The 23878-nt window shown below is 53.6% G+C and carries 20 protein-coding genes; 16 read left to right on the plus strand and 4 right to left on the minus strand.

What is annotated here, in order from left to right:
* The first annotated feature begins 56 nt into the window (after positions 1 to 56).
* The 3 genes from ACO0K9_RS19880 to ACO0K9_RS19890 are packed head-to-tail and all read left to right on the plus strand — an operon-like array spanning position 57 to position 4548.
* Positions 57 to 1124 carry an efflux RND transporter periplasmic adaptor subunit gene (locus tag ACO0K9_RS19880; RefSeq protein WP_422987823.1) on the plus strand — a complete coding sequence of 356 codons (1068 nt, stop codon included), beginning with the start codon at positions 57 to 59 and terminating at the stop codon, positions 1122 to 1124.
* Positions 1125 to 1132: 8 nt separating this feature from the next.
* Positions 1133 to 4327: an efflux RND transporter permease subunit gene (locus ACO0K9_RS19885; RefSeq protein WP_422987824.1), complete on the plus strand. Its 3195-nt coding sequence runs from the start codon at positions 1133 to 1135 to the stop codon at positions 4325 to 4327.
* 11 nt (positions 4328 to 4338) lie between these two features.
* Positions 4339 to 4548, plus strand: coding sequence for a YgaP family membrane protein (locus ACO0K9_RS19890; RefSeq protein ID WP_422987825.1), 210 nt, complete (start codon positions 4339 to 4341; stop codon positions 4546 to 4548).
* 3 nt (positions 4549 to 4551) lie between these two features.
* Here the strand turns inward: ACO0K9_RS19890 and ACO0K9_RS19895 are convergent, their stop codons facing one another.
* Both ACO0K9_RS19895 and ACO0K9_RS19900 read right to left on the minus strand, forming a co-directional pair.
* On the minus strand, positions 4552 to 4857 hold the full coding sequence (locus tag ACO0K9_RS19895) for a hypothetical protein (protein WP_422987826.1): 306 nt from the start codon (positions 4855 to 4857) through the stop codon (positions 4552 to 4554).
* Positions 4858 to 4986: 129 nt separating this feature from the next.
* A complete protein-coding gene (locus ACO0K9_RS19900; protein ID WP_422987827.1) occupies positions 4987 to 5697 on the minus strand; it encodes a queuosine precursor transporter in 711 nt (236 codons plus the stop codon).
* Positions 5698 to 5951: 254 nt separating this feature from the next.
* Between ACO0K9_RS19900 and ACO0K9_RS19905 the strand changes: the two genes are divergently transcribed.
* On the plus strand, positions 5952 to 7241 hold the full coding sequence (locus ACO0K9_RS19905) for an HD-GYP domain-containing protein (protein WP_422987828.1): 1290 nt from the start codon (positions 5952 to 5954) through the stop codon (positions 7239 to 7241).
* Between the two features lie 206 nt (positions 7242 to 7447).
* Here ACO0K9_RS19905 and ACO0K9_RS19910 read toward each other — a convergent pair whose 3' ends face one another.
* Positions 7448 to 8137 carry a GntR family transcriptional regulator gene (locus ACO0K9_RS19910; RefSeq protein ID WP_422987829.1) on the minus strand — a complete coding sequence of 230 codons (690 nt, stop codon included), beginning with the start codon at positions 8135 to 8137 and terminating at the stop codon, positions 7448 to 7450.
* Between the two features lie 195 nt (positions 8138 to 8332).
* On the opposite strand from ACO0K9_RS19910, the gene dctP reads away from it, so the two are divergent.
* From dctP to ACO0K9_RS19965, 11 genes are read left to right on the plus strand one after another with little or no spacing between them, the layout of a single operon-like run.
* Positions 8333 to 9361: a TRAP transporter substrate-binding protein DctP gene (gene dctP, locus ACO0K9_RS19915; RefSeq protein ID WP_422987830.1), complete on the plus strand. Its 1029-nt coding sequence runs from the start codon at positions 8333 to 8335 to the stop codon at positions 9359 to 9361.
* Positions 9358 to 9912 carry a TRAP transporter small permease gene (locus ACO0K9_RS19920; RefSeq protein ID WP_422987831.1) on the plus strand — a complete coding sequence of 185 codons (555 nt, stop codon included), beginning with the start codon at positions 9358 to 9360 and terminating at the stop codon, positions 9910 to 9912. Before dctP ends, ACO0K9_RS19920 begins: the two co-directional genes overlap by 4 nt.
* The gene (locus ACO0K9_RS19925; RefSeq protein WP_422987832.1) at positions 9909 to 11258 is read left to right on the plus strand and encodes a TRAP transporter large permease; all 1350 of its coding nucleotides are present in this window, start codon (positions 9909 to 9911) and stop codon (positions 11256 to 11258) included. The genes ACO0K9_RS19920 and ACO0K9_RS19925 overlap by 4 nt, the downstream gene beginning before the upstream one ends.
* A complete protein-coding gene (gene mdcA / locus ACO0K9_RS19930) occupies positions 11258 to 12922 on the plus strand; it encodes a malonate decarboxylase subunit alpha (protein ID WP_422987833.1) in 1665 nt (554 codons plus the stop codon). Before ACO0K9_RS19925 ends, mdcA begins: the two co-directional genes overlap by 1 nt.
* Positions 12923 to 12930: 8 nt before the next feature.
* Positions 12931 to 13245, plus strand: coding sequence for a malonate decarboxylase acyl carrier protein (mdcC, locus tag ACO0K9_RS19935; protein WP_422987834.1), 315 nt, complete (start codon positions 12931 to 12933; stop codon positions 13243 to 13245).
* On the plus strand, positions 13242 to 14159 hold the full coding sequence (locus tag ACO0K9_RS19940; RefSeq protein WP_422987835.1) for a biotin-independent malonate decarboxylase subunit beta: 918 nt from the start codon (positions 13242 to 13244) through the stop codon (positions 14157 to 14159). Before mdcC ends, ACO0K9_RS19940 begins: the two co-directional genes overlap by 4 nt.
* A complete protein-coding gene (gene mdcE, locus ACO0K9_RS19945; protein ID WP_422987836.1) occupies positions 14159 to 14869 on the plus strand; it encodes a biotin-independent malonate decarboxylase subunit gamma in 711 nt (236 codons plus the stop codon). The genes ACO0K9_RS19940 and mdcE overlap by 1 nt, the downstream gene beginning before the upstream one ends.
* Positions 14870 to 14872: 3 nt before the next feature.
* Positions 14873 to 15565 carry a malonate decarboxylase holo-[acyl-carrier-protein] synthase gene (mdcG, locus tag ACO0K9_RS19950; RefSeq protein ID WP_422987837.1) on the plus strand — a complete coding sequence of 231 codons (693 nt, stop codon included), beginning with the start codon at positions 14873 to 14875 and terminating at the stop codon, positions 15563 to 15565.
* Positions 15559 to 16488, plus strand: a complete 930-nt coding sequence (mdcB, locus tag ACO0K9_RS19955) for a triphosphoribosyl-dephospho-CoA synthase MdcB (protein ID WP_422987838.1) — start codon at positions 15559 to 15561, stop codon at positions 16486 to 16488. Before mdcG ends, mdcB begins: the two co-directional genes overlap by 7 nt.
* The gene (locus ACO0K9_RS19960) at positions 16481 to 17428 is read left to right on the plus strand and encodes an ACP S-malonyltransferase (RefSeq protein WP_422987839.1); all 948 of its coding nucleotides are present in this window, start codon (positions 16481 to 16483) and stop codon (positions 17426 to 17428) included. Before mdcB ends, ACO0K9_RS19960 begins: the two co-directional genes overlap by 8 nt.
* A 34-nt stretch (positions 17429 to 17462) precedes the next feature.
* Positions 17463 to 18095: a carboxymuconolactone decarboxylase family protein gene (locus ACO0K9_RS19965; RefSeq protein WP_422987840.1), complete on the plus strand. Its 633-nt coding sequence runs from the start codon at positions 17463 to 17465 to the stop codon at positions 18093 to 18095.
* A 73-nt stretch (positions 18096 to 18168) separates the two neighbouring features.
* Here ACO0K9_RS19965 and infA read toward each other — a convergent pair whose 3' ends face one another.
* Positions 18169 to 18432, minus strand: a complete 264-nt coding sequence (gene infA / locus ACO0K9_RS19970) for a translation initiation factor IF-1 (RefSeq protein ID WP_110258049.1) — start codon at positions 18430 to 18432, stop codon at positions 18169 to 18171.
* 590 nt (positions 18433 to 19022) lie between these two features.
* Here infA and ACO0K9_RS19975 point away from each other — a divergent pair.
* On the plus strand, positions 19023 to 23834 hold the full coding sequence (locus ACO0K9_RS19975) for a response regulator (protein WP_422987841.1): 4812 nt from the start codon (positions 19023 to 19025) through the stop codon (positions 23832 to 23834).
* The last annotated feature ends 44 nt before the right edge of the window (positions 23835 to 23878 follow it).

Here is a 23878-nt window from a genome sequence, read left to right on the forward strand (position 1 = left end):
CAAAAAATCGCCATTTTTTATTTGCTATTTGTTATTTGTTGAAAGAGGCTTTATCCGTGGCTACCAGACCCTTGACCGTATCAATTCAACTAACAACGAAGCAAGTACTTGCTTCCATTGCCGTCTGCTTTGCGTCGCAAGTTGCAGCGGCAAGCCTGGAGGTTGCCGGGGTCAGGTCCAGCCACAATGCCAGCAGCATTACCGCCGATGGCGTGGTGGAAGCAGTCCGGCAGACGGTCATCGCGGCCCAGGTATCCGGAGCCATTACCGATTTACCGGTCAAGGCCGGTGACAGCATAAAGGCAGGACAAATGCTGGTGCGTCTGGATGGCCGCGCCGCCAGCCAGCAGGCGCATGCAAGCCAGGCACAAGTCGAGGTGGCACGTGCCAGCTTGCAGGTGGCAAGTAAAGATTTCGAACGGCAAAAACAGTTATTTGCACGCCAGTACATCAGTCAGGCGCAACTTGATCGTGCAGAAGCACAATTTAAATCTGCCACTGCCGATGCCAACGCGCAAATTGCCCAGGCCGGCGCAGTGCAGACACAAGCGGGCTTTTATAGCCTGACAGCACCCTATGCGGGCCGGATTGCTGATGTCTTTATCAGTGAGGGCGATATGGTGACACCTGGCAAGGCATTGCTGGCGGTATTTGATCCTTCTGCTTTGCGCGTCACGGCAACCCTGCCGCAAGCACAACTCGCCAGTTTGGCGAACGGGCAGACTATCAATATTGAAATACCTGGCTTGCCACTGGCACAGCGCATCATCAGGCTTGATAAATACATCGTCCTGCCCGTGACGGATGCCAGCACCCATACCGTACAACTGCGCTTTGATTTACCTGCGGTGCCTGGTCTTGCACCCGGGATGTTCGCACGGCTGCAATTGCCAGCAAGGGCAGTGGATGACATGGGTGACAACACGCGTTTGTATGTGCCTGCCACAGCAGTATTGCGTCGTGCTGAGTTATACGGCGTGTATGTTGTGAACCCGCAAGGCAAGGCCATGCTCAGGCAAATCAAGCCTGGTCCCATTGTTGGCGAAGAACAGGAAGTGCTGGGCGGTGTCGCTGCTGGTGAAAAAGTGGCGCGCTATCCTTTAGCCGCCTTACAGTCGCGCTAAGGATTTCCATGTCAAAAGAATTGGGATTGTCGGGACGCATCGCGCAATTTTTTCAAACTGCACAAATCACACCCTTGCTGGCCCTGGTGGCGTTTCTGCTCGGCGTATTTGCCATCCTTGTCACGCCGCGTGAAGAAGAACCACAGATCAATGTGACGATGGCGAATGTATTGATTCCCTTCCCCGGTGCAGCGGTCGGGCAGGTGGAACAGCAAGTGGCTATACCGGCAGAACAACTGCTGGGCCAAATCGCCAATGTCGAACATGTGATATCGGTCTCACGACCAGGCATGGCCATCATGACCGTGCAATTTGAAGTGGGGGTGCCGCGCACCGAAGCACTGGTGCGTTTGTATGATGTGGTACACAGCCACCGCGACTGGTTGCCTGCCAAACTGGGTACCCTGGAAGCCATCGTCAAACCGAAAGGCATAGACGACGTACCCATCGTCGCGTTGACATTGTGGAGCAAGAATCCACAGAGTGCTGCCTATGATCTGGAACGTGTTGCCCACAGCATGGAAGCCGAACTCAAGCGGGTAAAGGGCACGCGTGACATCAGTACCACGGGCGGCCCTGGCCGTGCCATCCGTATCGATCTCGATCCGGCCAGGATGGCAGCGCATGGCCTGACCGTGGTGGATCTGCAAACCAGTCTGCAGGCAGTTAATCTGGGCTTGCCTGTCGGTGAGTTGACGCGCGCCAATCAAAGTATCACCATCGATGCCGGTCCGTTTTTGCATGATGCACGAGCCGTGGCGGAAGTCGTGGTCGGTGTCAGGGGCGGCAAACCTGTATTCATGAGTGATGTCGCCAAAATCGAAGACGGGCCGTTGCCAGCCACATCTTATGTCTGGCACGGCCAGGCGGGTAGCGATGCGGCTGACTACCCCGCTGTCACCATCGCCATCAGCAAGCAGCCTGGCCAGAATGCGGTGGCGGTTGCTGATGCGGTCAGGCAGCGCGTAGCAGAATTGCGCAATACCGTCATACCTGAAGGTGTGGAAGTCAGCATGACGCGCAATTATGGCCAGACTGCGGACGACAAGGCCAAAAAACTCATACAAAAATTATTGTTTGCCACAGCTTGCGTAGTGGCCCTGGTCTTCATCGCATTGGGGTGGCGCGAAGCCGCGATCGTCGGTACGGCGGTGATACTGACCTTGACCGTGAACCTGTTTGCATCCTGGGCCTGGGGTTTCACGCTGAACCGGGTATCGCTGTTTGCCCTGATTTTTTCCATCGGCATACTGGTCGATGATGCGATTGTCGTGGTTGAAAACATACACCGACATCAGATCTTGTTTCCAGATAAACCGCTGCTTGAAATCATACCCGGTGCCGTCGATGAAGTCGGTGGCCCCACTATACTGGCGACACTGACGGTGATCGCTGCCTTGTTGCCGATGGCCTTTGTCAGCGGCTTGATGGGGCCGTATATGAGCCCGATTCCCATCAATGCCAGCATGGGCATGTTGTTGTCACTGGTGATCGCTTTCGTCGTCACACCCTGGCTGGCACGCATCTGGATGAAGCAGGGCCACGATGGTCATCAAAGTAAATGGCAGAAAACACTGGGCTGGCTGTTCCAGCGTGTATTTCGCCCCTTTCTTGACGAGCGCAAGGGCAGTGCGAATGGCTGGCGTCTGGCACTGGCTATCTTTGCACTGATCGTCATGTCGGTGGTGTTGCCGGTGCTGGGCTGGGTGCAGTTGAAGATGCTGCCTTTTGATAACAAGTCTGAATTCCAGGTAGTGGTTGATATGCCAGCCGGTACCCCGGTAGAAAAAACCGCAGCGGTACTGCGCGAGCTTGGCGGGTACTTGTCGAAGGTGCCGGAGGTCGCTGATTATCAGGCGTATGCCGGTACGGCAGCACCGATCAATTTCAATGGCCTGGTGCGCCAGTATTATTTGCGGGCGGTCGGGGATGTTGGTGACATCCAGGTGAATTTGGTGGACAAGCATCATCGCAGCGCGCAAAGCCATGGCATCGCCAGCCGCCTGCGCCCGGCCTTGCAGGAAATCGGCCAGCGTTTTTCTGCGAATGTCAAAGTGGTGGAAGTACCGCCCGGCCCGCCGGTGATGGCAGCCATCGTGGCAGAAATTTATGGCCCGACGGATGCTGGCCGGCGACAAGTTGCCAAAGCCGTACGTGCCGTGTTCATGCGGACGCCAGGTGTGGTTGATGTCGATGACAGTAGCATCACCGATGCACCGCGCAAAGTCTTGCTGATAGACCAGCGCAAGGCAGCGGCACTGGGTATCAGCCAGGCCACCATAGTGACGACGCTACGTGCAGGCCTGCAGGGCGATGCGGCCAGCTATCTGCATGATGAAAGCAAGTATGCCACTGCCATACAACTGCAATTGCCAGTCGCTGAACAGGGCAACCTGGATAGCCTGTTAAATCTGCGTGTCAAGTCAGCGCAAGGACAACTGGTACCGGTGCGTGAGCTAGTGAATGTTTCAGACAGTCTGCGCGAGCAGGCGTTGTTTCACAAGGATGGCCTGGCAGTCAATTACGTCATTGCCGACATGGCTGGCGCGACAGACAGTCCGCTGTATGGCATGTTCGCCATGCGCGCTGAAATCGCAAAAATTATTGCCCCTGATGGTGGCAAGCTGGATGAATTCTTCATCCACACCCCATCGGACCCGTATCGCGGCTTCAGCCTGAAATGGGATGGCGAATGGAAGATCACTTATGAAACCTTTCGCGACATGGGCGCTGCCTATGCCGTGGGCCTGATACTGATTTATTTGCTGGTGGTGGCGCAATTTGGCTCTTACCTGACGCCACTGATCATCATGGCACCGATACCTCTGACCATCATCGGCGTCATGCCGGGTCATGCCTTGCTGGGTGCGCAATATACGGCTACCAGCATGATAGGCATGATCGCCCTGGCTGGCATCATCGTCAGAAATTCTATCTTGCTGGTGGACTTCATCCATGTGCAGGTGGCTGCGGGTATGGCATTCAGGGATGCGATAGTCAGCTCTGCCATCACACGCGCCCAGCCAATTGCGCTGACCGGCTTTGCTGCCATGCTGGGTGCCTTCTTCATCCTTGATGACCCCATCTTCAACGGTCTGGCGATTTCACTGATTTTTGGTAATTTTGTTTCCACCCTACTCACTTTGGTGGTGATACCGCTGCTGTATTACGCCGCCTATAAAAATAACCCTGATTTTCAATAAGGAGTTTCATCATGACTAGCTGGCAAATCGTTCGTATTATTGCAGGTTGTTTCATACTTTTGAGCCTGGTGGTGGGCGCACCCGCCAGCCCACTGTTTGTGAATCAGTGGTGGCTGGCCTTCACGGCTTTTGTCGGAGGTAACTTATTGCAGAGTGGCATCACCAAGTGGTGCCTGATGGAAAGTATTTTGTGCAAACTGGGTGTACACGCAGGTAATTGAAGCTTAACCCTTGATGGAAAAATGTATACGGGAATTCGGTGCTGCCAGTTTGTCTTCCAGGCGGCGTCCCGGGTCTTTGCGCCTGCCTTGCAATTTACGGGTATTCAGCAAGATTGCCTGCTGTTTTTCGCGGCGGTCGGCGCGGCGTCTGCCATCGTTTTGACGGCGATCGACTTCTGGCCAGGTAGGTTCTTCAGTCGTAGTACCACCCGCCTGCGTGGTTGCGGCTGGTGGACGGCGTTGCTGTGTGGTGTTTTGCGGCGTTTCTGCTGCCTGCTCAAACAAACGAAATACTTTTAAAGGAAACATGGCCTAAGTGCTTGTAAATATACGCATCACACTTAGAACGGTAAAATTGCGTAAAACTTTAGAAAATGCTGGTAAATTGGTTTAATTGCGATTAAACCAATTTTTCCGTAGTGAAATTTTTGTGGTCTTTTACAGCTTTAATCTGAAGGGTGTGAAATCAGTATCCTTATCGTAATAGTCTTCATTTTCCATGCGTTTCAAGAAAGCCACGACCTTGTAGGTCACCGGTGTCATCACGACTTCCCAGCCGGTTTTCAAAATGTATTGCGCCACCATGACCGTGATCAACTGGCTGTTTGACCAGATGCCATAAAAGGCAATCACATAAAACAGGCTGGAATCTACAAATTCACCGCATATGGTGGAGCCTATGGTACGCATCCATAGTTGCCTGCCCTGCATGGCCAGCTTCATCTTGGCCAGTACATAGCTGTTCACAAAACTGCCACACCAGAATGCAGTGATGGAGCCGAGGATAATCCTGGGCGTATTGCCAAACACGGCATTCAGGTGAGTCTGGTATTCGGTATTGAAGGGGTCTGCTGCCGGTGTCAGTGACAGCACGACGATAGACATGACGGCGGCAAACAACAGCGCCCCAAACCCCGCCCAGATCACACGCCGGTCACGTCCGTAGCCATACACTTCAGTCAGGATGTCGCCAAAAATATAGGATATAGGGAAAAACAATACACCGGCACCAAAAGTGACCGTACCCAGAATGGGCAGCGTGACCTGGGCAGCCTTGGCGGCACCGATCAGATTGGAGCATAGCAGGACGGTGACGAAAGCCGCCATCACGAAATCGTAGTATTTATAACTGGCAAGTGGGCGTGTCATAAGTGATGTCCTGAAAGAGGCAAAAATTTTGATTAAAGATAGTGCGGCAAGCTATAGATAAGTTCACGTTCGCCCCAATCTATAAATGGGGCTTGATGTGTCCTTTGAGGTCCTGATTTGGCAGATTGCTGTACAGCATAATCCTGTAGCCTGAACCGGCTTGTCAACCTTGAATCTGCATGTATTGAAAATGAAATAAGTTTTGAAACCAGCATTTGTTAAAATGTTCTCATTTTAGCTTTACAAGAATTTCCATGTGCGCAACCCCGATTACCGTTGATGTTCCAGTTGAGCAATTGTGCATAGGATTATATGTACATCTGGACGTCTCATGGCTGGAGCATTCATTTGCCTTGAATAGTTTCAAGATCAAGACCCAGGAAGAAGTTGATGCCATCAGGCAGTTGGGCCTGGCCACGGTCAGGGTCAATCCGGCAAAGTCGGATAACCGGCCCCTGCCACCTCAGCCAAAGCAGGCTGCTTCAGTTGCGCCACCCGTGCTGCAGCAGAGCCCTGAAGAATTGGCCATGATACAAGAAAAGAAAGCACGCATAGACCGGCTGGTGGAACAGAGGCGTGCGGTGGCACAGTGCGAGAAAGAGTTGCTGAAAGCCGCCACGACGCTAAAGAATATTACCAAAAACCTGTTTTCCCGCCCGCAAGAATCTGTACGGGAGGCAGACCAGATGATCCAGCAAATGCTGGATTCATTGCTGCTGGATAAAGACATTGCGATTCACCTCATGAATGACAAGATCGTTGGGGAAGAAACGTATTACCACTCCCTGAACGTCGGCGTGTTGACCATGATGCTGGCGAAAGAGCTGGCGTTTTCGCCTGAAGACATCAAACTGATGGGGATGGCATGTCTGTTCCATGACATTGGAAAGGTAGAAATACCTGATCGCATAGTCCACAAAACCTTTGGCCTGACCAAGGCGGAACAGAATCTTTTGCAGATGCATTGCCATTACGGCCAGCAGATTGCCGAAAAAATTGGTTTATCCAAAGGCGTGGCTGACATCATCATGCAACATCATGAGCACGTGGACGGCAGTGGCTATCCGCAGCAATTGAAAGGGAACAGCATTTCTCACCTGGCGCGCATTGTCGCCATCGTCAATACCTATGATAACTTGTGCAACCGACCGAATCCTGCAGATTCACTCAGCCCGTATGAAGCCATGTCCTTTATGTTTGCCCAGTTGCGCAAACAGTTCGATGCACCGGCGCTGAACATCTTCATCCGCTGCATGGGTGTGTATCCTCCGGGCACCATAGTCAAGCTCAATGATGGTACTTTGGGTATGGTAATAGGTGTTAATTCCGGTAAACCGCTACGCCCCAGTGTCCTGATTTATGATCCCAGCGTCCCCAAGTCCGAGGCCATCATTCTTGACTTGATACATGAGCCGACGCTAGACATCAGTTCCAGCCTGAAACCCGGCCAGTTGTCGCCAGAGGTCTATGATTACCTGAGTCCACGCAAGCGCATGACGTATTTCTTTGATACACAAAAGGCAGACAACCAGCATCGGCCTTAGAACCTGTTTGCGATCTTAAGCGCGTGCGCAATCGGAGTCCGCGCGGGGTTCATGCGCTGCTCAAAATGCTCATGGTCTTAGAGTACATTCCGCTTTTTGCGCTGCTCTTCTCCCCGCTGACGCTCGCTCGCTACAGATCGTAAACACGTTCCTTAGCGGACTGTAATAGTTCATCAGGTCTGCACGCCATAAGCCAGGTAGTAATATTAAGAGCTTGTTGCGAGGTGTTTGCCGGCGGTCATATTGACTAATTGTCGCGGCAGGGAGGCGATCAAATCGGCAAAGCGCTGGCCCTGTATCATGATATGACCGCGCAGTAAATTTGCAGTCAATTCAGCTTCGCCCTGCAGGATGGCTTGCACCACCTGGTCGTGTTCGTTATAGGAATTGGCAATGCGGTCACGTACGCGCAATTGCAGGCGACGGTAAGGGCGCAGGCGCCGGTGCAGATTCATGGCTTGCATCGCCAGGAAATCATTGTGGCTACCCTGATAAATCAGGTAGTGAAAGATTTCATTCTTGTAAAAATATTCGTCCGGGTCTTCGGCATCACGCGCATCCTTGCAGGCTTCATGCGCAGTTTTTAAATCTGTCTGTTCCTGTTTCGACATGCGGCGTGCCGCCATGCGGCCGCACATGGCTTCAAATTCTGCCATGACTTCAAACATTTCCACCAGTTGCTGGGGGCTGACGGTCGCCACCTGGGCACCACGCCGTGGGCGCATTTCTATAATGCCCATGGAAGCCAGTTGTATCAGGGCTTCGCGTATTGGTGTGCGGGACACGCCAAAGCGTTCTGCCAGTTCGGTTTCGTCGAGATGATGGCCGGGCTGGAGTTGCCCTGTTGCTATCAATTCTTCTATTTCTTCTCGCAGACTGGCGGAGCGGTTTTTCATTTTTTTGGTACATCAATATAAATCATGTAGCTAGTATATATTCAAGTTGACTTTGAATGCAAAATATAAGATCTTGTATACAAGAAGATTAAAAAAGCATACACGGAAGAATTTCTGGCAAAATATGCAAGACACAGGGCAAGAGAGAAACTTGCCCAAACGAGATGTTTCGTCCACAAAACCTTAGGAGTAATCATGTCGCAACTGAAGAGAAGAACAGTCTTACAAGCTCTGAGTCTTACCCCATTGGCTGCAGCATGGTCACCCTTGACCGCGTGGGCACAAGCCACGACGCTGAAAATTTCCCATCAATTTCCTGGTGGCACGCTGGAAGAGGGCGATTTCCGTGATCGTCTGTGCCGCATGTTTGCTGCGGAAGTGCAAAAGCGCAGCAATGGCAGCCTGAAGTTTGAAATCTATCCCGGTTCTTCACTGATGAAAACCAATGCGCAGTTTTCTTCCATGCGCAAAGGGGCGCTGGATTTATCTTTGGTGCCTTTGTCGTATGCCGGTGGTGAAGTGCCAGAAGTGAATATCGGCCTCATGCCGGGGCTGGTGCCATCATATGAAGTCGGTGCCGCCTGGAAAAATGCTGAAATCGGCAGAGAACTGAATAAACTCTTGCTGGACAAGGGCATCGTCGTCGTCAGCTGGATCTGGCAAGCCGGTGGCGTGGCATCGCGGACCAAGGCGGTGGTGGAGCCGGACGACGTCAAGGGCATGAAGATACGTGGTGGTTCACGCGAAGTGGATCTGGTATTGAAAGCCGCTGGTGCTGCCGTGGTATCGCTGCCTTCCAATGAAATTTATGCCGCCATGCAGACCGGGGCGATGGAAGCCGCCATGACTTCATCGACTTCGCTGATCTCTTTCCGCCTGGAAGAAGTTTCCAAATTCCTGACCAGTGGGCGTGGTCAGAGCTACTGGTATATGTTTGAGCCGCTGATGATGTCAAAAACGATTTTTGACAAGCTGAGCAAAGATCAGCAAAACACCATCATGACTGTTGGTGCCGAGTTGGAGGCTTTTGCCATCAAGGCCGCCAAGCAAGACGATATCGCTGTCGCCAACGTGTATGAAAAGAAAGGTGCCAAGGTAGTTGACCTGAATGCCGCCACCGTCAAAAAATGGCAGGCAATCGCCCGCACCACAGCCTGGAAAGATTATGCAGACAAAAGTGAAAACTGCGCCAAATTGCTGAAACTGGCGGAGAAATTATTATGAGCCATGGCTTTGAGATGGAAGCACCCAAGGGGCCGCCAGTTCCTGACAATGCCCATGTCGCCGTGCTGGCTAAAATACTGGCATGGCTGAATAAAGTCATCGTCAGCATATCCATGTTTGCCATGCTGTTGACGGCTTTCATCCTCACTTATTCCGTGGTCACACGTTATCTGTTCAAGGTGCCGACGGATTGGCAGGACGAGGCTTCGGTCTTCATGCTGATAGGCGTGACGTTCTTTTCTGCAGCGTATGTCCAGTCGCATCGCGGACATATAGGCATAGAGGTATTGTCCTCGATCTTGCCACCGTCCATCAACCGCTTGCGGCTGTTGATGGTGGATATCATCAGCGGTGCTTTTTGCCTGTTCTTTTCCTGGAAATCCTGGACCCTGTTTCATGAAGCCTGGGTCGATGGACAAACCACATCATCAACATTTGCCCCCCCGCTATGGATACCCTATGCCATGATGGCTGCCGGTATGACGCTGCTGTCGCTGCAAATTGTGGTTCAGGTGCTGGCTGCCATCACCGCCAAACGGAGGGCAGCATGAGCCCACTGACCTTAGGTGTCTTATATGGCATCGTGACCCTGATCGTGATGTTTTCCGGCATGCCCATTGCCTTTGCCCTGGGTGTGGTGGCCACTGGCTTCATGTATTTTTTCATGCCCGCCGCATCACTCGATACCATTACCCAGAACGTGTATGAAGAAATGGCATCGATCACCTTGCTGTCGATACCGCTCTTCATTTTAAAAGGGGCGGCCATAGGCAAATCACCGGCCGGGCGTGACTTGTATTCGGCCATCCATGCCTGGCTGCACAAGGTGCCGGGTGGTCTGGGTATTGCGAATGTTTTTGCCTGTGCCATGTTTGCGGCAATGGCTGGTTCTTCACCAGCGACATGTTCAGCGATTGGTTCTGCCGGCATACCTGAAATGCGCAGGCGTGGTTATTCGCCCGGCTTTGCGGCAGGTATCATTGCTGCTGGCGGTACCCTGGGTATCTTGCTGCCACCATCGATCACCATGATCCTGTATGCCGTCGCTGCCGAACAGTCGCTGGGTCGTTTGTTCCTGGCTGGCATAGGCCCGGGTGTTTTGCTGGTGATTTTATTTTCGGGCTATGCCGTGTATCGTGCGCGTCGTGAATATGCGATTGCGTACAAGGCTTATGAACAGGGCGGCGTAAAATCAGCCTATCTGGAAGAAGAACATTTCACACTCGCGCAAAAAGTTGAAATGTTGCCGCGCGTGCTGCCCTTCGTCATCCTGCTGATCGGTGTCATGGTAGCTTTGTATGGTGGCTATGCCACACCTTCAGAAACCGCTGGCCTGGGCGCTTTGCTGGCGATGGTGCTGATTGCCATCGTATATGGTGTGTGGCGACCAAAAGATATTTCACCCTTCATCACCTCGACCATCAAGGAATCGACGATGTTGTTGCTCATCATAGGCATGTCGCTGCTGTACTCCTATGTCATGAGCTATCTGCACATCAGCCAGTCGGCAGCACAATGGGTGGTGGATTTGCATCTGAGTAAATGGATGTTGCTGGCGGTGATACTGTTGATGGTGGTGGTGTTTGGTTTCTTCCTGCCGCCGGTATCGATTATCCTGATGATGTGCCCGATTATTTTGCCGCCATTGAAAGTGGCCGGGTTTGACCTGATCTGGTTTGGCGTGGTTATGACCATCGTCATGGAAATGGGCCTGATACATCCGCCCGTGGGCTTGAATATTTTTGTCATCAAGAATATTGCGCCTGACATACCCTTGAAGGATATCGTATGGGGTGTCATGCCTTTTCTGTTGTTAATGCTGGTGGCCGTGATCCTGTTGTGCGTTTTCCCGCACATCGCGACCGCATTTCCTGATGCCTTGATGGGAGTCAAATAATGACCGCAGCCGGTCGCTGGAACACCCTGCAAACCAACCGCCAGCAGCGCCTGCAACGCGCTGCTGATGTGCTGGGCAATGATTTGCAGGGCAAGCTATTTCCGCAGCAGCGCATAGGCGACTGCCTGCATGCGGTACTGGAAGCAGGCGACCGGGTTTGCCTGGAAGGTAATAACCAGAAGCAGGCAGATTTTCTGGCCAAGGCACTGACCAGGCTGGATGCTACACGTGTCCACGATTTGCACATGCTGCTGTCCGTGCTGGCCCTGCCTGAACACCTGGATGTGTTTGATAAAGGCATTGCCAGCAAGCTGGATTTTTCTTTTTCCGGCCCGCAGGCAGCCCGCCTGGCCAAACTGGCTTCAGCCGGCAGGCTCAATATCGGTGCCATCCATACGTATCTGGAATTGTATGCGCGCTATTTCGTCGACCTGACACCGCGCGTGGCCCTGGTGGCTGCACAGTCGGCTGACCGCGCAGGTAATTTATATACCGGCCCGAATACCGAAGACACGCCGACGATCGTTGAAGCTACGGCTTTCAAGTCCGGCATCGTGATTGCCCAGGTCAATGAAATTGTGGATGTCTTGCCGCGTGTCGACATCCCCGCCAGTTGGGTGGATTTTGTGGTGCAGGCACCGACACCGCATTACATAGAACCGTTGTTCACCCGTGACCCGGCTTTGATATCCGAGATACAGGTCTTGATGGCGATGATGGCCATCAAGGGCATTTACGCCGAATATGAAGTGAAACGCCTTAACCATGGCATAGGCTTTGATACTGCCGCCATAGAATTGTTGTTGCCTACCTATGCAGCGTCGCTGGGTTTGAAAGGCAAGATCGCCAGCCACTGGGCGCTGAACCCACACCCGGCACTGATCCCTGCGATAGAGGCGGGCTTTGTTGAATCGGTACATTCCTTCGGTTCGGAACTGGGCATGGAAGATTATATCCGTGCCCGCCCCGATGTCTTTTTTGTCGGTGCCGATGGTTCCATGCGCAGCAACCGTGCGCTGTCACAGGCAGCCGGGCATTATGCCTGCGATATGTTTATCGGTTCCACCCTGCAAATTGATCTGCAGGGTAATTCGTCGACGGCAACCCTGGGACGTATCGCCGGTTTTGGTGGTGCGCCGAATATGGGGGCTGATGCGCGTGGCCGTCGCCACGCCAGCCCGGCCTGGCTGAAGGCAGGGCGCGAAGCACGTGCTGGCAGCAATAAAATACCGCGCGGGCAAAAACTGGTGGTGCAAATGGTAGAGACTTTCCGTGAACACATGCAGCCTGCATTCGTAGAAAAACTTGATGCCTGGCAGTTGGCAGAACAGGCCAATATGGCCATACCACCGGTGATGATTTATGGTGATGATGTGACCCATATCCTGACCGAAGAAGGTATTGCCAACCTGCTGTTGTGCCGCAGCGAAGAAGAACGCGAACAAGCCATACGCGGTGTCGCTGGTTATACGCCAGTGGGTCTGGCAAGAGACCAGCGCATGGTAGAGAACCTGCGTGACCGTGGCATCATCAAGCGACCGGAAGACCTGGGCATAGACAAGCGCATGGCCACGCGTGATTTGCTGGCAGCGAAGAATATGAAAGACCTGGTACGTGCGTCGGCAGGTTTATATCAGCCACCAAAACGTTTCAGGAACTGGTAAGGATCATCATGGAAACTTTGGTATACCGCTTTGAACAAGGGCAGCGCAAGCTGGGGTCAGCGGCGCAACTGGTCGGCGTCGTCAGTTCGGGCAATCTGGAAGTGCTGGTGCAGTCACTGGATTTGCAATCGGCCTGTGAAATAGAAATCAGTACTGCAGCAGTTGGCTTTGGTGCGATCTGGCAAGCGGTGATGCATGACTTTAACCAGCGCTGGCAACTGGCCGATTGCCGCATCGCCATCAATGACATGGGCGCCACCCCGGCGGTCGTCAGCCTGCGTATGGATCAGGCGATAGAAGCCTGTCTGGAGCAATTGAAATGAGCAGCTATCTGGAAGCAAGCGCCAGGCAACGAGTTACCGCCCTTATCAGTGATTTTAAAGAATTTTTGCCACCAGCCAGACAATGGACCAGCCCGCATCTGCCACAACTGAATGCACCGGTCTCATTTGATGATGGCGTCATCATCGGTCGTGGCAGGCTGGATGGAAAAACAGTGTATGTCGCAGCGCAGGAAGGCGGTTTCATGGGGGGGGCGGTCGGTGAAGTGCATGGTGCCAAACTGGTAGGCCTGATGCGTGCTGCCATCATCCACAAGCCACAAGCGCTGGTGCTGCTGGCAGAATCGGGTGGCGTGCGTCTGCATGAAGCGAATGCAGGTCTGATTGCCGTGTCGGAAGTCATGCGTGCCCTGCTGGCTGTGCGTGCAGCTGGCATACCCGTCATCGTCGTCATTGGTGGCAGCAATGGCTGCTTCGGTGGCATGGGTATCGTCTCGCGCTGCGCAAATGTCATCATCATGTCGGAAGAAGCAAGGCTGGCCATGTCCGGCCCTGAAGTCATAGAAACCGCCAACGGCGTCGAAGAATTTGATTCACGTGACCGTGCACTGGTATGGCGTACTACGGGTGGCAAACACCGTTACCTGCTTGGCGATTGCCAGATGCTGGTGACCGACGACGATGCTGCGTTCAAGATTGCGATAGTACAAGCCATGCAGCAATATTCCCTGACCGAAGCCGCACTCAGCGTGCTTGAACTGGAAGCAGAACAGCGCATGCTGACCGAACGCCTGCAAGATTTTGGCGACAAGAAAGAACCGATGGATATCTGGTCTGCCATGGGTGTCAAACAACCGGAAGAGCTGGCCATGCTGGATACCCAGACTTTCCTGCAACTGACCGCCGGGCTCAGGCAAAACAAGCATCGCTATGCGGATACGGATGGGGGGCAATAATGGATAGCATGCAATTGCTGGGGCAGTTATTCCCGCAAGGTCATCAGGTCACTATCACCGATGATTTCATCTCTGGTACTGCAGAAATCGATGGGCAAGCCATCAGCCTGATCGGTACCAGCGGCCATACACCCATAGGGGTGGAGATTGCCCTGGCGCAGGCCAGGGCCGTGCTGGCGACCGTGCGCGACTTCCCACAAAGACCGATACTCTTGCTGGTGGATACCCAGGGCCAGCGCCTGCGCCATCGCGATGAAATGCTGGGTATTAACAGCTATATGGCGCATCTGGGAAAATGCCTGGAACTGGCAAGGCAGTCCGGTCACAAGATCATTGCCCTGGTGTATGACCAGGCCTTGTCTGGTGGCTTCATCACCAGCGGCATGATGGCCGATGCCTGCTATGCCTTGCCAGAAGCGACCATACGTGTCATGGGCTTGCCTGCCATGGCGCGCATCACCAAGGTAGCGGAAGACAGATTGACCGAACTGGCGCAAGATAATCCGGTATTTGCCCCCGGCCCCAGGAATTATGAGCGCATGGGCGGCATACAAGCCATTTGGGATGGTGACCTGGTAGCTTGCCTGCGCACGGCCCTGGCGCAGGCCGACGCGCGTGACCAGCGCAGCGAACTGGGTCAGCAACGCGCTGGTCGCCGCATGGCGCAGCAGGTGATTGACGCCATCCTGCTGCAAGCACAAGAAAATTAAAGCATGGATGGCATTGTGCAATTCCAAAGGCATGATCTGGTCTGGCTTTCCGATGAAGCCTGGGCTGTGGTGTTGCAGACGGCAGCAGCACCAGACATGCTCAAACAATGGCAACAGCAGGAATGGCCCGCCGTCGTTACGCGCCGCCATCCGCAGGCAGCAGAAGATGAAGTCTGCATAGGTTTCCCGCTGCCACCTGTAGACGGTAACAAGCCAAGGTTTGCCGCCATCGTCAAGGCGGAACACATTGCCGTCCATCAGTCGGCCCTGTCCTTGCATACCGTGCTTGTGGTTGCTCCCGCCAACTGGCAGGCTGGTTTGCAGAACCTGCATCAACAGGCACTGCTGGCAGGTATCAAGCTGCGTGTGTATGGCTCTTTGGCGATGCAGTTTTTAACCGGACAAAACTATCTGAGTGCAACATCTGATATCGACATCCTGTTTCGTCCTTTTCATCAAGCGCAATTGCGTGCCGGCCTGGCGCTGCTGCAAGAATTTCAGCAAAGCTTGCCACTGGATGGTGAAATCGTATTCCCCGGTGAAGCTGCGGTCGCCTGGAGGGAATGGGTACTGCCCGCTGATACAGAACCAGAATTCAACCAGCAACGTGTCATCGTCAAAGACATGCACGGCGCCAGCTTGCGCACACGGCAGAGTTTGCTTGCGCATTTGCCTGCAGCTGAGTTGCCATGCTGACGCAGCTAAAGGCCTTTGCTGATTCTGGTTTGCCATTGCGGCAAGAAGCTGGAGAATCTGATCGGCAATATCCCTATGCCCAGCAGATCGCCAGACAGGCAGTACGCAGCCTGTATGCCGAACTGGTGCTGTATCCCAAACCTGGCCTGGTGTCCCTGCGTGATAATGGCAGCCATCATGACATGGATGCTGCATGCTTCATGCGCAGCCTGTTTTCGCTACGCCATTATTTCAGGCGCATTACCATCGCCGGCGCACAGGGAGCCGACTTCCAGACATTGAAGTTGTTGGGTATCGTCGCAGAACAACGCATGCTGCAGGCGACCGGGGGCATCAATACCCATCGCGGTGCCATCTTTGCACTGGGTATGCTGAGCGCTGCTGCCGGTTATTGCCTGGGCCGTGGCCAGGCTGTGACGGCTACCGTGCTACGGCAAGCCATTGTCTCGCAATGGGGACAGGCGCTGAGCATGCATAGTGTGCCACCCGTGAGCGAGACCTGCAGTCATGGGCAGCAGGCCGCACAGCACTATGCAGCCAGTGGCGCCAGGGAAGAAGCGGCGCTGGGTTTCCCCTCCATCTTCGAACTGGCACTGCCACGATTGCAACAAAGTCTGCACCAGGGGCGCAGCCTGTATCAGGCGCAAGTGGACAGTTTCTTTACCTTGATGGCACATATCAGCGACACCAATCTGTATCATCGTGGTGGTGCCGAGGGTATCGCCTATGCCAGGGATATTGCGCAGCAGTTTCTGGATCAGGGGGGCACCGACCATCCGCAGTGGCTGGGCATGGCTGAACGCTGTCATCAGCAGTTCATCGCACGCAGGCTGTCACCTGGTGGTGCCGCAGACCTGCTGGCCGCAAGCTGCTTTGTGCATCATTGTGCCGAGGCATTTTCTATCCGCATTGCTCATGAATAAATTCGCTTTGCTTTGTCCGGGACAGGGTGCACAGTCAGCGCAGATGTTTAATCTGGCCAGGCAACATGCCGGTGCAGCCAGTTTTATCCAGGACGTGTTGAAGCAAACCATTAATCAGCATACGCTGGCAGATGTGCTGTCATCGACAGAGCTTCTGTTTGAAAACCGCTATGCCCAGCCCCTGTTGGTTGCCGCCACCCTGGCCCATTGGCTGGCGCTTAAAGAACACCTGCCTGTACCGGATATGGTTGCCGGTTATAGCGTGGGTGAAGTGGCGGCCCATGCTGTCAGTGGTAGTCTCGACGTACATGCGGCACTGGAACTGGCCACGGCACGTGCTGCCCTGATGCAGGCTTGCGTACTGCAACCACAACGCATGCTGGCCATCTCGGGTGTCGCTGTGGCGGATATCCGGCATTTCGCTGCCAGCCATGATTTGTATGTCGCGATCATCACGGCAGACAACAAGGCGATTGTCGCCGGCCTGGAAACGCAACTCATTGCTGCCATGCCACACATAGCGACTCTGCCCGGACACGATATTACCTATACTGAAATTGCGGTACACGTCGCCTCGCATACGCCATTGATGCAGGCGGCTGTACCTGGCTTTGCGCAAGTGCTGGAAAATACGTTAAAAAATGCCGCGATGCGCGACACGGATGTCGCCGTGCTGGCCGGCATTACCGGGGAGCCGGTCACGACAATGGCAGCGATACGCAGCAGTTTGCTGGCCCAGATGACACAGACCATACAGTGGCATGCCTGCATGGATGCACTGGCAGAAAACGGTATCCGTTTTGCGCTGGAACTGGGGCCAGGTTCAGCTTTATCAAAAATGCTGCAGGTACGACATCCGCAGATCGCCTGCCGTTCAGTGGCAGATTTCCGCAGTCTGGAAGGTGTTGTGCAGTGGGTGCAACGCCAGCGGGAGAATTGAAATTTTACCGTAGTCAACATCGTCAGGAGCCAGCATGAAACGCATTACACTGATACCTATCTTCATTCCCTTTATTCTCGCCATGACTATCAATACTTTGGCCCAGGCTGCCGAACGCCTGCCTACCATCCCGCCATCGCAATATACGGAGGAACAGAAAAAAGCTGCCGAAGAATTCCTGGCTACGCGCAAAGTGCCGGTGTTTGGTCCCTTTGAACCGCTGATGTATAGCCCGCAAGTCATGACGCAGGCACGTGCCATGGGTGATTATCTGCGTTATCAGTCCGCGCTCGGTACTACCCTTAGCGAACTGGTGATACTGATCACCGCACGTGAATGGTCACAAGATTATGAATGGTATGTGCATCATCCCATCGCCTTGAAGGCTGGCATCAAACCCGAAGTGACAGCTGCCATCGCCGACGGCAGGCGTCCGGTGGGCATGACTGAGGATGAAGAAATTGTCTATGACTTTTCTACCGAACTGCACAAGAACAAACGTGTATCAGATCGCACTTATGCACGGGCAGAAAAACGTTTTGGTAACAAGGGCATAGTCGACCTGACAGGCATCAATGCCTATTACACCTTGCTGGCGATGCAGATGAACGTGGCGCAGTATCAGATACCCAGGGATGGAAAAAAACTGGTGCGCTTTCCTGAATAGAAAGGCATAAAAAATATGGGGCCAATGCCCCATATCTTCTTCTTATTTATTTACTTGCTTATTTACTGATCTATCAGTAACGACGACGCTGCTGACCACCACCGGATGGTCCGCGTGTTTCAATATGGCGGAAAGTAATTCTGCCCTTGCTCAAATCATAGGGTGATAATTCCAGCGTCACCTTGTCACCGGCGAGTATGCGTATGTGATGCTGACGCATTTTGCCGGACGTGTAAGCGATCAGCTTGTGACCGTTTTCCAGATTCACACGAAAACGTGAATCGGGCAGCACTTCTTCAACTTGACCACTCATTTCCAACAGTTCTTCTTTTGCCATGGGTTTTTCATCTTTATAGTAGGTGAGACAACAGCACACAGACGGCGTCTCAAATGAACAGATGATCGCGATCATCTGCAAGGGAATACGGTGAACTCGCTGGTAATCGGGCAATTGGGCCATCAGCCTGTCAGGCCAGAAAACCGGTGCATCGAGTATGAAGTAGGCTGTGTACCCATGGCTGTGGCCATCAGGTCATCACAGTGCGTAGATACAAAGGCAGATAAGCAGTGCAAAGGGCGACGAATCATTTTTCGCAGCGTGCTGTCGGGATAGCAAATACGAAAACCCGGCTTGTTCAGATGCGCGAAATTGAGTTATATCCGGATTATACTCCCTTGCACCAATTTCGACGCATTTGCTTGCAGTTCGTTAATAAAAACATGAAATTAATGTTGGTTTGCCATCAAAATAGGCTCGCGATCCAGGGAAATGTGCCTGGCCGCATCTATATTTCATGAATATATAAGCATGGTTTTTACATAATTTGTTGCTTTTATGAAATTATCAGAACTACTTCAGAAAAGCTGTTGCGTGACCTAAATCTATGTGATACGGTGTTTTTTTATCAATAGATTCCAGATTTTATTATGAAAAGTCGCCGAATCACCATACGCCGTGCCCTGATCACGCGCGTATCCATATTGATAGTCTTTTTGCTCATCATTTTTGCTTTCAGCGCCATCAAATTCATTATCACGCCTGCCGTGACCGCGCTGGCGAAATCCCAGATGGCGCAAGCCAGCAGCGAACTCAGTGCCAGGGTCAAGCAATTGTTTGGTACGGTCGAAACCACCTTGCGCACCAGCCAGGACTGGGGTGAGCAAGGCTTGCTGAATGTCGATGATTTACCGACTTTTAATAATTATTTATTTTCCGTGATAGCCAATCATGCCGAGATCAGTTCGGCATTGATCGCTACCGAATCCGGACGTGAAATTCTCTTGTTGCTGAATGAAGATGGTACCTGGGTGAATCGCATCAGCGATCCCGGACATTTTGGCAAAAAAACATACTGGCTGAGCTGGGATAAACAGCATCACCTGACCAAGATTGAAATGCGCGAACGCGATTATGATGCGCGCCAGCGACCCTGGTTCAAAGCTGCCATGGCGTTGAATAGCGATGACCAGATTGCCTGGACAGCACCGTATATTTTCTTCACCACCAAGGAGCCGGGCATTACCGCATCCATGCGCTGGACTGCCGCCAATGGCACCCGTTATGTCATCAGCCATGACGTCAAATTACTCAGCCTGTCGCGTTTCACCACCAAGGTAGTGGCAGGCAGCAGTGGCATAGGCGTGATCTTGAATCCGGATGGCCGCATCATGGGTTTGCCGAAAGATGCGCGCTTCAAGGATGACGATAGCCTGAAGGCGAGTATTTTGCATCCGGTTGCTGATCTGGGGGTAGCACCGCTGGCCAAGGGCTTGCAACGCTGGCACGATATCAGCAACAAGCCTGATGAATTATTGCGTTACGACGTCGATGGGCAAGCCTGGTACAGTTTGTTCCGGCCATTTTCCATAGGACAGAATGAAGTCTGGCTGGGTGTGGTCGCACCAGAAGAAGATTTTGTTCCCGGTAGCCGCTCTGATTTCCAGGTGTTGATAGAACTGGCGCTGGCAGTCATGCTGGCTGGCGCATTGATGGCGGCATGGATAGCGCGCCAATTTGTCGGCCCGCTGGAACGCCTGACTTCAGACAGCAGGCGCATAGGCCAACTGGACCTGGAACAAGCCGTGCAATCCGATGGACGCTGGCAAGAAATCTGGCAATTGGGTGAAGCGCAGGAAGCCATGCGGAAAATGCTGCGCGATGCCACCCGCCGCCTGGCCGACGCCAATACCAACCTGGAAGCCAAGGTTGCCCAGCGCACCGAAGAGCTGGAAATAAGCCGGACCGAATTGTCACGGCGTGAGCAGTTTTTCCGCGCGATTTTTGATTATGCTCCGGTCGGCATCCTGAACATGACAGAAGATGGCCAGCGCGATACCAACCAGGCATTTGCAGATTTTCTCGGCTACGAATTGAATGCATTGCCCAACGTAGCACCAGGCCATCTCGTAGCGGACGAAGACCGGGCCCTGATTTTTAATGCTGCCAGCAAACTGCAGGAAGGAGCCAATACACAAAGACTGGAAGCGCGTTATATACATCGCGATGGCAGTTATCGCTGGGCAGATGTCAGCCTGTCTGCTGTGCGGGACGAGACGGGAAAATACACATCGACCATCGTGATTGCGATTGACATGACGCAGCGCAAACTGGCCGAAACGGCATTGGAAAGCGCCCGTGCCCAGGCCGAAGCAACCAAGCGCCAGCTGGTTGCGATGTCCGATGCCTTGCCGCTGGCCATGTTCCAGATGCAAGTCAGTGCCGACGGCACGCGCCGCTACAACTTCATCAGTAGCCCGGCGCAGCAGGTGCTGGGCGTAAGCGCGGAAGAATTGATGCAGGATGCAGATGCGCGTTGGCGCAATATCTTGCCAGAAGATATCGAGGCCGCCTCAAAAGCCTTGAGTGAAAGCACACAAAAAGCCAGGGATGGCGTGGCCAAAGCGACGGGCGAATTGCTGGTACGGGTGCGTGGGCCAAACGGCTTGCGCTGGGTGTTGACCACTGCGTATGCCGACACGCTTGATGCCGATGGCACCCTGATCTGGAACGGTTATAGCCAGGATGTGACCGAACGCAAACATGCGGAAGATGCCATCAGGGACAGCGAAGCCTACAACAAGCTCTTGTTCCGGGATTCTTATGTACCCATGGTGATCTTTGATCCCATACTCAAGAAATTTGTTGACTGCAACCAGGCCGCAGTCGAGATGTACGGACATCAAAGCCGGGAAAAATTGTTGCAGATGAATACCATCGATGTGTCGGCACCAACCCAGTATGACGGACGTCCTTCCACGGTGGTGGCCGCTGAATACATAGAGCAAGCCCTGGTGCAGCGCAGGGCCGTGTTTGAATGGCGACATCAGCGTGCAAACGGGGAACAGTGGGATGCGCAGGTGCACCTGATGGTGTTTGTGCACCAGGGGCGACAGTTATTCCAGTTTACCCTGATCGATATTACAGAGCGAAAACGGGCACAGGCCGCGGCGCAAAAATCCAAGGAAATCGCAGAAGATGCCACGCGCATGAAATCCGATTTCCTCGCCAATATGAGCCACGAAATACGCACGCCTATGAATGCCATCATAGGCATGAGCCATCTCGCCCTGAAGACTGAACTGACACCGCGCCAGCGTGACTATCTGGAAAAAATACAGTTATCAGGCAAACATTTGCTGGGCATTATCAATGATGTGCTGGATTTTTCCAAGATAGAAGCCGGCAAGCTGAGTGTCGAGAAAACCGATTTCAACCTGGAGCAATTGCTCGACAATGTGGCTAACCTGATCGTCGAAAAGGCCGCTGCCAAGGGCTTGGAACTGGTGTTCGATATCAGCAAGGACGTTCCCGTCAACCTGATAGGCGATAGCCTCAGGCTGGGGCAGATATTGATCAACTATGCCAATAATGCAGTCAAGTTCACCGAACACGGTGAAATCGACATCATCATCCGTCTGCATGAACAGGATGATGACAGTGTGCTGCTGTATTTCGCCGTCAAAGATACCGGCATAGGTTTGACAGAACAGCAGATAGCGCAATTATTCCAGAGCTTCCAGCAAGCCGATGCATCCACCACCCGCAAATATGGTGGTACCGGCCTGGGCCTGGCGATTTCCAAACAACTGGCGCAATTGATGGGCGGAGAGGTCGGGGTCGAAAGTGAACACGGCAAGGGTTCCACCTTCTGGTTCACTGCCAGACTGGGCAAGGGCAATGTGATCGAACGCAGCCTGTTGCCCGAACCCGATTTGCGCGGCAAGCGCATCCTGGTGGTAGACGACAATGACAGTGCCCGCACCGTGTTGACGGAATTACTCGACTCTATGACCTTCCTTACCGGTGCCGCAGAATCCGGCGAACAAGCCTTGCGCATGGTACAGGACGCCGCAAGACAAGGGCAGCCGTATGACGTGGTGATGCTGGACTGGCAGATGCCCGGCCTGGATGGCATCGGTACCGCTCGCGGTATCCGCGCCCTGCAATTGCGGGATGAACCCAAGCTGGCGATGGTGACAGCGTATGGCCGCGATGAAGTCTTGAAACAGGCCCAGGACGCAGGCATAGAGCATGTGCTCATCAAACCGGTCAATTCTTCCATCCTGTTCGATACCTTGATACGCCTGCTCGGCGGTGTCTATGCCGAAGAGCGCGAAAAGGCGGACGACAGCAATGCCCATGGTATGGAAGCACTCAGCGCGCTTCGTGGTGCCCGCATCTTGCTGGCCGAAGACAATGAACTGAACCAGCAGGTTGCCTGCGAGTTGCTGGCGGATGCAGGTTTTGTCGTTGAAGTCGCCGACAATGGCAGTATTGCGTTGAACATGGCGCAGCAGCATGCGTACGACCTGATCTTGATGGATATGCAAATGCCAGAGATGGATGGCGTCGAAGCGACCACGCGCCTGCGTGCACTGCCGGCCCTGGCTGGTTTGCCCATCGTCGCCATGACCGCGAATGCCATGCTGGCCGACAAAGAACGCTGTCTCGGTGCGGGCATGAATGACTTCCTCAGCAAACCGATAGAGCCGGACGATTTATGGCGCGTGCTGTTGCGCTGGATTAAGCCACGTTCAGTTGCAGGTTCGGCTGCAAGTTCGGCGGTCGATACAGCCGGACTTCAGGCAGCACCTCACACCACCACTGCAACACATGCGGCGGATGTGCCAGCAGGCTTCCCGGATCATATAGACGGGCTGGATGTGGCAGCCGGCCTGCGCCGGGTGCTGGGCAAACATGCGCGCTATCTGACCATGTTGCGCGGCTTTGTCAGCAGCCAGGCTGTCGTCACACTACAAATCCAAACCTCCTTGCAGCAGGGCGATAGCACAACAGCAGAACGTCTGGCCCATACCCTCAAGGGTCTTGCAGGCAATATCGGCGCTACCCGGTTGCAGGAAATCAGTGGCGAACTGGAGCTGGCACTGCGCTCGGCGCAGCCGACAGAAACTTTACTGGCGGCGACAGCCGAAACACTGGCGCGCCAGGTGGCAGCGATCCTGGATAAATTGCCACCAGAAGAACAAAAAGTTGCCACGGTGGCAGACATGACCAGGTTCAAGCTGGTCAGTGATGAGCTGGCCGGTCTGCTGGCAGATGACAATGCCAAAGCAGAACGGCTACTTGAGCAGCATGAGGCCATGCTGGAAGCTGCCTTGCCCAGCCATTTCAAACAAATCGCTGAACTGATACGACAGTTTGATTATGAGCAGGCATTGCTGGTGTTGAATCAGGCCCGCGCGCAGATCGTCAATGTGCAGACCAGCAAGGCTGAATAAGTGACAGCAAGCCTGCAGCAAACCTGTTGAATTTGCCACCATTC

Source organism: Undibacterium sp. Ji50W (genome assembly GCF_049340445.1).
Lineage (GTDB): Bacteria > Pseudomonadota > Gammaproteobacteria > Burkholderiales > Burkholderiaceae_D > Undibacterium.

What these genes read in the sequence shown, in the direction of transcription:
- ACO0K9_RS19885 (WP_422987824.1), top strand. Translation starts at nt 1,133, where the DNA reads ATGTCAAAAGAATTGGGATTGTCGGGACGCATCGCGCAATTTTTTCAA.
- ACO0K9_RS19890 (WP_422987825.1), top strand. Translation starts at nt 4,339, where the DNA reads ATGACTAGCTGGCAAATCGTTCGTATTATTGCAGGTTGTTTCATACTT.
- ACO0K9_RS19895 (WP_422987826.1), bottom strand. Translation starts at nt 4,857, where the DNA reads ATGTTTCCTTTAAAAGTATTTCGTTTGTTTGAGCAGGCAGCAGAAACG.
- ACO0K9_RS19900 (WP_422987827.1), bottom strand. Translation starts at nt 5,697, where the DNA reads ATGACACGCCCACTTGCCAGTTATAAATACTACGATTTCGTGATGGCG.
- ACO0K9_RS19905 (WP_422987828.1), top strand. Translation starts at nt 5,952, where the DNA reads ATGTGCGCAACCCCGATTACCGTTGATGTTCCAGTTGAGCAATTGTGC.
- ACO0K9_RS19910 (WP_422987829.1), bottom strand. Translation starts at nt 8,137, where the DNA reads ATGAAAAACCGCTCCGCCAGTCTGCGAGAAGAAATAGAAGAATTGATA.
- dctP (WP_422987830.1), top strand. Translation starts at nt 8,333, where the DNA reads ATGTCGCAACTGAAGAGAAGAACAGTCTTACAAGCTCTGAGTCTTACC.
- ACO0K9_RS19920 (WP_422987831.1), top strand. Translation starts at nt 9,358, where the DNA reads ATGAGCCATGGCTTTGAGATGGAAGCACCCAAGGGGCCGCCAGTTCCT.
- ACO0K9_RS19925 (WP_422987832.1), top strand. Translation starts at nt 9,909, where the DNA reads ATGAGCCCACTGACCTTAGGTGTCTTATATGGCATCGTGACCCTGATC.
- mdcA (WP_422987833.1), top strand. Translation starts at nt 11,258, where the DNA reads ATGACCGCAGCCGGTCGCTGGAACACCCTGCAAACCAACCGCCAGCAG.
- mdcC (WP_422987834.1), top strand. Translation starts at nt 12,931, where the DNA reads ATGGAAACTTTGGTATACCGCTTTGAACAAGGGCAGCGCAAGCTGGGG.
- ACO0K9_RS19940 (WP_422987835.1), top strand. Translation starts at nt 13,242, where the DNA reads ATGAGCAGCTATCTGGAAGCAAGCGCCAGGCAACGAGTTACCGCCCTT.
- mdcE (WP_422987836.1), top strand. Translation starts at nt 14,159, where the DNA reads ATGGATAGCATGCAATTGCTGGGGCAGTTATTCCCGCAAGGTCATCAG.
- mdcG (WP_422987837.1), top strand. Translation starts at nt 14,873, where the DNA reads ATGGATGGCATTGTGCAATTCCAAAGGCATGATCTGGTCTGGCTTTCC.
- mdcB (WP_422987838.1), top strand. Translation starts at nt 15,559, where the DNA reads ATGCTGACGCAGCTAAAGGCCTTTGCTGATTCTGGTTTGCCATTGCGG.
- ACO0K9_RS19960 (WP_422987839.1), top strand. Translation starts at nt 16,481, where the DNA reads ATGAATAAATTCGCTTTGCTTTGTCCGGGACAGGGTGCACAGTCAGCG.
- ACO0K9_RS19965 (WP_422987840.1), top strand. Translation starts at nt 17,463, where the DNA reads ATGAAACGCATTACACTGATACCTATCTTCATTCCCTTTATTCTCGCC.
- infA (WP_110258049.1), bottom strand. Translation starts at nt 18,432, where the DNA reads ATGGCAAAAGAAGAACTGTTGGAAATGAGTGGTCAAGTTGAAGAAGTG.
- ACO0K9_RS19975 (WP_422987841.1), top strand. Translation starts at nt 19,023, where the DNA reads ATGAAAAGTCGCCGAATCACCATACGCCGTGCCCTGATCACGCGCGTA.